8 protein-coding genes and 1 tRNA gene are annotated in these 11911 nt (G+C 49.7%); 2 read left to right on the top strand and 7 right to left on the bottom strand.

The window, feature by feature from the left end:
* Window positions 1-3319 (bottom strand): hypothetical protein (locus HKN79_05930; protein NNC83096.1); only part of this gene is annotated, 3319 nt, incomplete at its 3' end.
* 76 nt (window positions 3320-3395) lie between these two features.
* Here HKN79_05930 and HKN79_05925 point away from each other — a divergent pair.
* On the top strand, window positions 3396-4031 hold the full coding sequence (locus HKN79_05925; GenBank protein ID NNC83095.1) for an MBL fold metallo-hydrolase: 636 nt from the start codon (window positions 3396-3398) through the stop codon (window positions 4029-4031).
* 6 nt (window positions 4032-4037) lie between these two features.
* On the opposite strand, the gene HKN79_05920 is transcribed toward HKN79_05925, so the two are convergent.
* Both HKN79_05920 and HKN79_05915 read right to left on the bottom strand, forming a co-directional pair.
* A complete protein-coding gene (locus tag HKN79_05920) occupies window positions 4038-4823 on the bottom strand; it encodes a hypothetical protein (GenBank protein NNC83094.1) in 786 nt (261 codons plus the stop codon).
* A gap of 472 nt (window positions 4824-5295) precedes the next feature.
* A tRNA-Asn gene (locus HKN79_05915) sits at window positions 5296-5372 on the bottom strand.
* An 81-nt stretch (window positions 5373-5453) separates the two neighbouring features.
* On the opposite strand from HKN79_05915, the gene HKN79_05910 reads away from it, so the two are divergent.
* Entirely contained in the window at window positions 5454-6368 is a 915-nt protein-coding gene (locus HKN79_05910) for a sugar kinase (GenBank protein ID NNC83093.1), read from the top strand.
* Between the two features lies 1 nt (window position 6369).
* On the opposite strand, the gene HKN79_05905 is transcribed toward HKN79_05910, so the two are convergent.
* The 4 genes from HKN79_05905 to HKN79_05890 all read right to left on the bottom strand — a co-directional run.
* Window positions 6370-7869: a HAMP domain-containing histidine kinase gene (locus HKN79_05905; protein NNC83092.1), complete on the bottom strand. Its 1500-nt coding sequence runs from the start codon at window positions 7867-7869 to the stop codon at window positions 6370-6372.
* Between the two features lie 59 nt (window positions 7870-7928).
* Window positions 7929-10529: a hypothetical protein gene (locus HKN79_05900; protein ID NNC83091.1), complete on the bottom strand. Its 2601-nt coding sequence runs from the start codon at window positions 10527-10529 to the stop codon at window positions 7929-7931.
* 116 nt (window positions 10530-10645) lie between these two features.
* Complete coding sequence (locus HKN79_05895) at window positions 10646-11539, bottom strand: type IX secretion system membrane protein PorP/SprF (protein ID NNC83090.1); 894 nt, start codon at window positions 11537-11539, stop codon at window positions 10646-10648.
* Window positions 11536-11911 (bottom strand): gliding motility-associated C-terminal domain-containing protein (locus HKN79_05890; GenBank protein ID NNC83089.1); only part of this gene is annotated, 376 nt, incomplete at its 5' end. The genes HKN79_05895 and HKN79_05890, both read right to left, overlap by 4 nt.

Genomic DNA, 11911 nt, shown 5'->3' with positions numbered 1-11911 from the left:
CATATCCCGCGAGCAAGGGGTCTTCTTGATTCTGTAGGATAAAGGTCACCGAGGGGATATTCGATATCTCCACCTGATCGGTATTGAATGTATTATTCTCAGCATAGGGTCCAGAGCCGGTCCATGCGGATCCTACATCTCCGAAGCCCACGATCTGGAAATTCTCAATAAAGTCCGATTGGATGGGACGATTGAAGAAGTATTTGAAGACGGGGAATCGGATCTCCGCATTGACCACTGCTGAACTAGTCCCATTACGTGCATTGCGGTAGAAGCCGCGCATGGGCATGATGAGCGCCTGATAGGCATAGTTCTGGCTGGCATCTACCGAAACTGTATTGTCGTAACGCGGGCTGGGTATCACCCAGTTATCCACCCCTCCCAAGAACGAGATGAGGCGCTCCTGACCGAATGAGGTATTCCCTGCAATACGGAAGGCCGCGATCAGGTCGCGGTGTATCTTCTGATAATGTCTGAGATCCAGCCCGATCACTCCAAAGTCGGGATATTCATTCCCCTCGAAATCGAGTCTGCGATAATATTCTGTCCAGACCTTGGCCCTGGAGCCGTTGAGCAGGTTGAGCCCTTTGCTCAGCGTATTGTCGAATACCAATTGCACCCGTCCTCCTCCGAGATATCTATGCTGATTGGGCAGACGTAAGCTCACATCATCCACCACGCGCACAATGTCCCGCTTGTAACTGCCGAAGAGGTCCCCCCGCAATGAGAAAACCTCATTGAATGGATAGGACATCTGATAACGCAGTACGTGGGATTGCGATTTGACGAAAAGAGGCAGGGCTCCGGTGCTGACTGTATAGCTTGTGGTCTGTCGTTGGAATATGACCGACTTGTCCAATCGTTTGGTCAGATTGTCGTATTGGACACCATAAGAAAGGTCGGAAATACCTCCTAGGAATCCGATGGCACCGACCAATCTGCGATCCTCGAAAAGGTCACTTAGTCCCCATTGGAGAGCCGGAGTGAAGCCAGGTGATAGATTCTGATCGTTGGTCCGGTAATCCTGATAGAACTCGAGTTGGAAACTATTCGTGATATCGAGATCGGCCTGGTCGACAGCAAAATTTAGGCGGTAATTCCTGGCTTTAGGGATGACCAGTATGGTCGTATCCTCCGGTGAGGCCTGCAAGGCGATGATCTCATCGATATCATCTATGATCACCGGTCCGGTATCCGGTATGCCTTCTTCATCATCAGGCACGGTCTGTGCCGATTCATCCCTGAACTGATAATCAAAGATGTCCACTCCTCTATGCTGATACGGTTCTTCGAACAATACCTCCAGACCCGGTAATTCTGTGCTTTCCTCATCCGAGATCACTCCCAGGTCCTCTGAAGAAGAGCCCGGGCCGGATAACGTTCCGAATGCCCCATCCTGCTTGGAATCACCTATGTAGAAACGATACCTACCATCCCTGAAATTGAAGAATGAGTAGTTCTCTCCGGAGGCATTCAGATGAAATCCGATGGGATTGTTCTCTAAGCGAGTGAGGCGTTCTACACGCGTGAAATAGCGATAGTGGATGACTGTATCGATGCGGCTGATGGCACTGTCATATTCCGCCACATACCTGTCATAGATTAGGTCCTTCTCAGCAAGGAATGTATAGCGGATGCTATCATACTCGAAGGGGCTGCGCTCATCCCGCTCGGGTGTATCGGTTATCCGCTCCAACACGTCCCTATCATTCAGGTCAAGAACGAAAATGTCCTTGAGCAATTGGGTCTCTTGCTCCATATAGTAGTCATCGAGCGTATCATTGGTACGCGTAGAAGCAAAAATGACCTTGGAGTCGTCCCTGACAAATCGAGGGTCCAGATCGTCATAGGGGTCATTGGTCAATTGCTCCTGTCGATTGCCAACTAGATAATATCGATAGATATCGGTCTGACCTTCTCTTACTCCGGAGAAGACCATTTGAGTACCCGTACTCGCATAGTCGAATGAGATCACCTTGTCCAGACCGAAGAGCTCACGGGGGTAGTTCTTCTTCTTATCCAATGAGTAGATATTCAACCAGAGTCTCCCTTTCTTTTCAGTGATGAATGCCAATTCAGTGCCTTGCGGGTTCCACTCGAGGATAGGGTAGGATTCATCGATCTTCCGTTCGAGCTTATGCTCGGCTTTGAAGATGCGCTTGCCTCTGACCTTTGCCGGTGTATACACGGGATACGACCGAGCGATATAGTCAGAGTCCTGTTTTGCCTTCTGTATCTCTTTCTGCTCGAATTCCTTCTTCTTACGCTCGTATACTTCCCTGCGTTCGGCCTCTTCTTTTCTGTATTCATCCAGATCCAATAAATGGATCCGATATTGCCCGAGCTCATTGGATACATAAGCGGCCTGACTTCCAGTAGGACTGATCTTGAACTGGCTGTAGATGCGCTGCGGCTTGGTCTTGACCCGAATGGTCTCGAAAGGCGGGTCATCTCTACCGAGTCCTTTCTGATTGAAGTAATTCGAATAGTAGATATGGTGCTCTTCCAGTAATCTCTCCAAGGGTACCCCGATGACGAAGATGAATCCGCTCTCCAGATTCCGACTGAGTCGTGTCATGTATAGGATATTGGGGATGACGCTCGGTCCATAGACATCAGCGATGTATCTCCATATGGAAAATCCCGCATAGACAGCCTCCAGATCACTGATGCGATTGAAATGGGAATAGCGATTATATCGCACCCCGTCTGCCACGCGGTCTCTGATCTCTGGTGTCCAATCATCTACCAGATAGGATACCAGTCCCTCCGTATACCAATTGGGGAGATTCAGCAAGGCGCTGTTCTTGACCACATCCTTCCAATCCCCTCCATAGAGCATATTCTGGATCATCATACGGGCTAGGCCCTCTCTCAGATTCTGCTCCAGTTGCTCGTGGTCACCCTCGAAATAGACGAATACCTTGGTGCCGACAATCTGTGCCGACCCTCCTATCTGTGCGCTTTCCTCCTCTTTGACCAAGCCCAGATTGGACTGGCGGAAGTCGCTTTGAGTATTGTAAACGATGAACTCGATCCGGTCATCTATCACGAAATCCAATTTGTTCTGGATATCCTGGATATGCGTTGGAGCAATCTCTGAGATATAGGCAGCTAGGTCTTCCCCACCTTCATAGAAGTAGGTATCGTAGCGATCGAATCGATAATACTGCCAAAGGAATTCTCTATACTGGATCCGGTTCTTACCGAATTCCTGATTACTCCCATTGTAGAATTGCCCCTGGGTGGGTAGCACAAAGAGTGCTCCCAAGAGTAGGAGGGCTGTCCTGAATGCGCGTATTCCTCTACAATAGGCCATTAAAGAGTAAAGATAGTAACGTGAAAGGCTGTTGGATAGTTTTGTCACCTATTCGTTTATCGTAATTCCATTCCAGATGAAGATCATATCCCTCACCTTCAACCCTTTTGCAGAGAATACCCTACTCATGGTCGGGCAGAAGGGCAGTTGTATCATCATCGACCCGGGTATGATGGATGCACAAGAAATGGACCATCTTGAGCATACTATTCAGAACGAAGGAGCTACACCTCTCCGATTGCTTCTCACCCACTGTCATATAGACCATGTGCTGGGAATCAAAGCTGTATATGATCGCTACGGTCTAGAACCGGAGTGTCATGCAGAAGGGCTACCTCTGCTGGAAGCCTGTCCGCAGATTGCAAAGATGTATGCCATCCCATACACTGAAGGGCCTATGCCCACAAACTACCTGGCTGATTCCGGAACCTTGGAACTGGATGGTGAAGAGGTGGAGTGGAGATATGTGCCCGGGCATGCACCAGGTCATGTGGTCTTCATTCATCACCCTAGCAAACAAGTCATAGGTGGAGACACCCTTTTCCAAAGCAGCATTGGTCGTACCGATCTGCCTGGAGGTGATCATGAGCTTCTCTTGCGCAAGATCAGAGAAGAACTCTTCTCACTGGATGATGAGTATGTGGTCTGGCCCGGTCACGGACCTCGAACGACCATAGGCGTGGAGAAACGGAGCAATCCTTTTCTCCGCTGAATCCGATCACCAGGGATAGAAATCGGATTGAAGACGCTTACGACCAAGTCGTGAGCCTCCTCTATTGGGACTCATGGCAGGACAGACCCGGTCCGGGGTGCCTTTGACCCAGATGAAGCGGAATCCTATGTAGGAATTCTTGTACATGGAGTTGTAGATGGTCTCACTTGTAGCCCAAGGCTCATCCTTGGTCAGGCTCATCACCGAAGTGTGCGCATAGATATTGAAGAATCGCCCGGGCCCTACTCGGAATCCGATACCGGCCATCATGTTCACATCGGTGAATGAAGGCTTGTTGGGAAAGTCGGTCTGGAGATCGAGCAGTTCTATCTCATACTCGCTCTTCTGGCCCAAGGTCTCCGTGATGGTCAATCCAGGACCCAAGTGAAAGAAGGAAGCTTCTCCCATTTGAAGTACACTCTGCATATTTATCCGGACAGAAGCCCGATGGTATTTGAATTGACCTTCTGATTCGATCAGATCGGGATAGGACACATCTCCCCCAGAAGTACGTGTGGCCATGACCTGCTCTCCTCCAGATACTTGGCGATAGTTGAAGCCGAAATCCAAGAAACGGACAAAACTCCTTTTGAAGATGAACATCCCACCTACTTCTGCTCCTAAGCTCGTGTTGGACAAGGCATCCAATTCCACACTGTAAGAGGTGGTCGAGCTTACATCTGTATTGAAGAAAGACCGTTCGGTCTTGGCCATGGTATAAGAGGCACCTATTCCAGAATACACCGCAAAAGGGCGGAAATTATTATCCGGACAGAACAACTTATACGACAAAGGTTCTTGTGCGAATCCTTTAAGGCAAAGGATCCCTAGTACTATGCAGATTGTGAGCCTGAAGTGCATTACGTGTGAATGGTCCCCTTTTTTACGCATTGGAAGCGTGTAGTGTTTCACCTAGGCGGATGAAATGGGGGGCTTTGAAGAGTGCTCAGCGAGGAATTGAGGATGCCAAAGGCGGGGAACTAAAAGGCTCCTAATGAAAAAAGGTCACAAGATGTACCTGTGACCTTCGATTCTGCTCCTCCTCGCTTCGACTGGGTTTACTTCGACTTCGCTCGGCATAGACTTCTCGCCCGAGGATAAGTGGCTTTGAAAAGTAAAAAACCACCAGTTAGATACTGATGGTTTCTTCTTTGGCTCCTCCTCCTGGGCTTACCTCGACTTCGCTCGGCATAGACTTCTCGCCCCAGGATTAGTGGCTTTATAAAGTAAAAAACCACCAGTTAGGTACTGATGGTTTCTTCTTTGGCTCCTCCTCCTGGGCTCGAACCAGGGACCCTCTGATTAACAGTCAGATGCTCTAACCAACTGAGCTAAGGAGGAATATTTCCTTTAAAAGGGCTGCAAATGTAATCGGATTATCCTGAATTATCCAATACCTTCGGCCCGAAAATTTTTCTCCCTATGAGCTTAGTCAATGTAGGTACGGTCGCCTTCGATGCCATTGAAACACCGTTTGGAAAGACCGACAAGATAGTCGGTGGGGCATCGACTTATATCAGCCTCGCGGCCAGCTACTTCTACAGTCCCGTGAAACTGATCTCAGTGATCGGTGACGATTTCGATATGGACATGGTCGCCAAGCTTGAAAGCAGAGGTGTTGCTACCGAAGGTCTGCAGATCAAAGAGGGGGAGAAATCCTTCTTCTGGTCGGGCCGCTATCACTATGACCTAAATACCCGTGATACGTTGGTCACTGAGCTCAATGTGCTAGAACACTTCGAGCCCGAGTTACCTGCTTCTTATCAGGATTGTGAATATCTGATGCTCGGAAATCTAGCTCCAGCCGTGCAGATGAGTGTCGTCCAACAACTCAGCAATCGGCCAAGATTGGTGGTACTCGATACCATGAATTTCTGGATGGATATTGCGATGGACGAGTTGAAGGAGGTCATCAAGAAATGTGATGTGCTCAGCATCAACGATGAGGAAGCCCGGCAGTTCACGCAGGAGCATTCTTTAGTCAAAGCTGCAAGACAGATACTGGATCTCGGAGTGAAATACCTGATCATCAAGAAAGGCGAGCATGGTGCACTGCTCTTCGGTGGTGATGAGATGTTCTTTGCACCTGCTCTCCCCTTGGAAGATGTGGTGGACCCTACAGGTGCTGGAGACACCTTTGCCGGTGGCATGCTCGGTTATCTTGCCTCTCAAGGGGATATCGGCTTCGATAGCATGCGCAGGGCGGTGATCGCAGGATCGGCCATGGCGAGTTTCACTGTTGAGAAATTCGGTGTGCAACGCCTGTTGGAATTGGACAAGGAGATGATCGATAAGCGCATCTCCGAATTCCAGGAATTGGTGCGCTTCGAATTCTGAATCAGCGGTCCAGAACGATACGGAAGGTCGTGCCTTGATCTACTTCCGAACGCTTTACGAAGACCTTACCTCTGTGGTAGTTCTCGATGATCCTTTTGGTCAAGGAGAGCCCTAGACCCCAGCCTCGTTTCTTGGTGGTATAGCCTGGTTGGAATATGGTCTTATGGAACTTGGCTGGAATCCCCTTGCCTGTATCGGTCACATCCACATAGACATGTTGCATCTCGGTGGTGACCGTCAGGATCAATTCCCCTTCACCATCCATTGCGTCTACTGCATTCTTACACAGATTCTCTATGACCCAACCGAACAATGGCCTGTTTATGTGAGCTAGCGCCTGGTCTTCTGATGGTTGAAGAATGACCTCTACCTTGGATGAGAAACGCGGCCTCAGGTAATCGAGCATATCGTCCAATACCTCATTGAGGTCCATTTCATCCAATTCCGGTCTGGAGCCGATCTTGGAGAAACGGTCGGTGATGGTCTCCAGTCGGGAGACATCCTTATTCATCTCATGTATGGTCTCCTCATCCACTCCCTTGGCCCGCAACAGATCCATCCATGCCATCAATGATGAGAGCGGGGTACCCAACTGATGAGCAGTCTCCTTGGCCATACCTACCCACACCTGATTCTGTTCTGCCTTGCGGAAGGTGCTGAAGAGGATATAGGCGATCAGCAAGAACAACCCGATGACCAAGAATTGGACAAATGGGAAATAGCGCAACTGCTTGAGTATGACGGAGTCTTCGTAGAAGATGTAGTTGACTTCACCTTCTCCCAACTCTATCCGCAAGGGGTCATTGACGGCAGACATCTCCTGAATGACCCTTTCAAGGCCTTCTGTGGTGCTGATCCTAGCGCTATCGACATTCCCGGCCCGGAGTACGGTATCCCGCTCGGCATTGGTCAAGAGCACCGGCACACTAGCACTATTGATGACCGTTTCCGAGATGAATGAGGTGATCAGGTCATTGAGTACGGTACGAAGCTCTGAGAATAGACGACTGTCCTTGTAGTAGAGATACTGCACCTCTCCTTCCACAATGTTCACTTCCAGAGGAGGATAGGATGACTTCATGGCTTCGAGCTCTTGGCGCAAGAGCCGCTGATCGGAGTCATTCCCTTCGATATTCCGTTTGAAGATGATATTCTCCTGCTCATCGACCACGATCATCGGGATGGTCGTATTGTCCTGAATGACTCGAGTGATAAAGGTGTAGTCGTCCAATTCCTCATTGGTGATCACCCGCATGGCCTCTGACCATAGGGAGACCTTTTTCTGCTCGTTATCGGCCAGTTCTGCAAAGAGCTTCTTGGTATAGGCCACCAGTGTGGCTCGCTTTTCGATGGCCTGAGACCATAGTTCCACCTTCTGGCGTTCCTCATCACGTACCCGATCCACGATGAAGTTGGAGTACCACAAAGACAGGCCTATGATGACCAAGGCCAGGATCATCAGGAAAATCTTCCACTTCTGTTTACGGGAGTATAAGCTCATGGGGGCTATCGTGAAGGCCTAGAACGCCACGAAGATAATCTGTGAAGGAGGTGCCTGTTTCAGAAATCGTCTTCCTCGATCTCAACAGGGGGCGCCTCTGTCTCTTCGGGTTCGGTGATCTGCCACCATTTCTTCTTCTTTTCCTTTGGGGCAGAAGCCTCTTCGGTCTTAGGTGTCTCTTCGATCTGAACGGTCACGCCTTCTCGCTCATCCCTTTCAGGCTCCTTGTCCCGCTTGAAGGGGTTGCTCAAGAACTCCTTGATATCTGATTTCGCGCTGGCAATGGCTTCTTTCCTATTGGCCTTGACCTTGTCCTTGTCCAAGGCTATGTCCGGATCAGTGGTGGTGCCGGTCATACTCAGGTGTATACGATGTCCCAGCCCATCATCTTGTACGATGAATTCGGGGTTCCGCTTATTGACCAGAATGTCCCGCAAAGTGAAACCCACCGAGTAATCGATGCGATTATCAAATCCGTGACTTCCACTTACCTCTACATCCATGGCATTGTTAGCGATGGTCATGTGAGGGATCAGGATCTGTTGATCCTGGATGTGAACGACATTATGCAGGCGCTCGAATCGCAGATGCTTGAGCTCGTTCTCCAATTCATCGGCCCTTACGAATGGTTTGAGGAGATTCCGCTCGCGCAGTTGGGTGACTATGTCCATCATGGAAGGGTGCTGGATCAACTCCCCATTTGTGATGGTAATATCCATGCGACTGGCTATACTCGGGGTCAAAACGGTCATCTGAGAGTCCAGACGAGCTGAGAAAGAGATGATGGCATCTCCTGTCCCATTCAGTTGATCATCTGTGAGGAATTCCTGCCCGAATTGACCGAATTGACGGAAGAGCTCCGGCACATCCACTCCTCTGAGGGAGCATTCCGAATCCACTTTCCATGTAAGGTCATCCGATTGCTGAAGATGTACATCCGTGACTACATCCCCACCACAGGACCGGAAGGATATCGGATCGATCAGCACTTTGCGGTCCTTCATGCTGACCCTGCCGGTGATCCCTTCTGCATGGAAGCTCTGAAAGGCGAATTGCTGCACCTGAGCATCCAATGTGAGTTGAATATGCTCTGGAAGTGAGGTCCCTCCTCCTTGATGGGGTGCTGCGGCCTTGGCCCATTGATTCCAGTCCACTGTCTCAGCGCTTACATCTGCTGAGATCCGCAGCTTGCCTTCCGGTCTGAAGAGGTATTCCCACAATCCCTCGACCTTGGCATTGGCAAGCAGCTCGTCCCCGTTGACCATCAAGGCGGTCTCATCGAGCATGACCGCGTCATTCTGCAGAATGACTGAACTGGTGATGCCTCTGCATTCATAGCCATTGGCCACCAGGTCGAAACCTACATTGGTCAAATCAGCTTTTCCGAAGATGTCCAAGGCCTGGATTCCTTCTACGGTGAGTCCTTGCATAGGGAGATAGCCGTCCAAGTCCAATTGCAGTCCTACGACTCCGCTCACTCCATCGATCAATTGCTGCCCGGTATGTGCCAGTATATCGCTCAGTGCGGCCTCTCCAACCAACTCCCCTTTGATCCTCGGGCGTTTGATGTTGCTTAGCCTGCCTGTGTATGAGAGTGTGCCTGTCTCCAGCTCAGCATACATCTCTTTGAAGGTGATGGATTGGAACTGTGCGCTATCCTGAAGGAAGATGCCTTTGGATCGAATATTTTCCAAGGGCTTGCCCAATTCTGCCAGGCGCGCTGTCCCGGTCCATTCGAATTCCATCTGCAAAGCAGGAGTCCAACGGCCGTCACTCGAACCTGTGATGACCAGATCATAGTCCAATGGTCCATGAGGTTCATAGCCTTTCAAGGAGCCAGTAATGTCTTCGGGAAGTTGTGACAGAAGGTCTTCTACCTGCACCCTAGACTGTGACCTCAGGTCCAGATGCCATTGCTCTTCACGATGCATTTGACCATGCAACTCTACCTCATTCTCACCAAGTCCGATCGAACTGGATTCGAAGTGAATCTGAGAACCATCGGATGACACGGTCAAATCGGCCTCTAATCGGATATCGTTGGAAGCCAGATAGGATGACTCTTGAATCAAAAGGGAAGTGTGACGGCCATCGATCTCTCCCGATATGGAATAGCTCTCTGATCCTGTATGGAGACTCAAGGCAGCATCCTCGATATCACTTGTGATCGACAGCTCGGATTGCCGATCGATGAAGGAGTACTTCAAGTCCTTCAAGTCGATGTTCTCGATCTGGAATTGCACTTCGTCCTCTGACTCCGAAGCGGTCCAGAAGATGTAATTGACCTCACCCGTCTCTGTAGTGAACATGTGGAGTTCTCCATTCTCCACCCCGATCGCATCTATACTGTAAGATCCGGTGGCCAGTTCCCATAGGTCGAATTGAAGAGATATAGTCTCTGCTTTCAAGAGATGTGTATCCGGGCGTATGGGGTCCATGATGACCACCTCGGTGAAGCGCACGGCAGCATTTGGAAAGTCGCTTATCAGGGAAAGTTCCAAATCCTGTACTTGGATCTCCGTATCCACCATAGAGTTGATACTGCTGCGAAGCTTCGCTGAGATCTCATCTTCAAAGACATAAGATAGTCCGATGAGCGCCCCGAACATTATGACCGAGAGCAGCAGCAAAACACCAACTATACGTTTAAGTCTCCTCAATGTGATGGAATCAATCAAGGAATATACCCTGTGGCTCAAGGCCGAATCATCGACTATGGTCCAGTATTCCCCAATGCACTGTTAGCACTGAGAACGATCCGCAGAGGAATTTTGGTCTATTCAGGCTTGGGAATGTCCAGTCCGAGCATGATCTCGTGGGTGCCGGAAGAGTAGTTCTGAATATCGGATGTAGTGAAATCATGTGAATACCCGATCAGGATCTGGTCATTGAGTCTGACTCCGACCATGGCTACAAAGGCATCTCCGTTCCGGTATCCGCCTCCTAACCAGACCTTATCCTTCCAGATTCCCCGCAGGGAGATGTCCAATTTGATTGGAGCTGGGCTCACATATTTAGCAAGGACATTGGGCTCTATGGTATAGTCCTCATTGATCTCATAGCGATACCCTCCCATCAAGAAGTAATGGGTGACCAGTGTGCTGCTGCCCGCCACGCTGCTGGCATAGATATCCAGATTGTTCTGTGCTATCTGCGGAACACTGAATCCCACATAGAAATCCTCGGCATTCAATATCACTCCGGCTTTTGCATCGACCACCCGTGTGGTCCCAAGGAGGTTCATCAAGGCTCCATCGCCATTATCGGCCAACTCGATCTTCTCACCATCAACCGAATATTCCAAGACCCCTACAGAGAATCCGATACCCAGTTTCATCTTGTCATTGAGTGGCAGGTGGTAAGAACCCCCGGCTTGGAACCCGATCCTACGGGTAGGTCCTACTATGTCAGTGAATAAATAGGCCCCGAATCCCAGTCCTTCATCGGCTACCGGTACGTTTATACTCAACGTGTAGGTACGCGGTGCATCGGTAATCCCCTCCCATTGGTAGCGGTTATTGGACCGTACTTCGATATTCTCACGAAGTCCAGCTATACCCGGATTGAGCGCATAGTCATTCATGAAGAATTGAGAATACTGCTGGATCTGTTGTGCTTCTGCACCGAGTAGCATCAACAGGAACGATATGGTCAATAGTCTACTCATCATCTGAAAATGGTTAGGGGCCCTGTGATAGGGTCCGGAAATTTGGGGTCGTTCAGTTCTATGATGTAATAGTATGTCCCCACAGGGAGCGGCTTATTCTCGTAGGTACCATTCCAAGGTGTGGGATAACCTTCTTCTGAGATGAATAACTGATCCCCCCATCTATTATACACGGATACCACCATGGCAGGGAATAATTCCCTATTTCCGATAAGCCATTCATCGTTGACCCCATCTCCGTTATCCGGTGTGAATCCAGAGAATACCTCCAGATTGGGATTGATGGTCATCTCGACCTCATCCAGTCCGATACATCCATTCGATCCGATAACGGACACGGTGAACACATCTGGGCCTTGCACATCATAGATCGGA

Source organism: Flavobacteriales bacterium, assembly GCA_013001705.1.
Taxonomy (GTDB): Bacteria; Bacteroidota; Bacteroidia; order Flavobacteriales_D; family JABDKJ01; genus JABDLZ01.
This window is presented reverse-complemented; position numbering and strand designations above follow the sequence as displayed.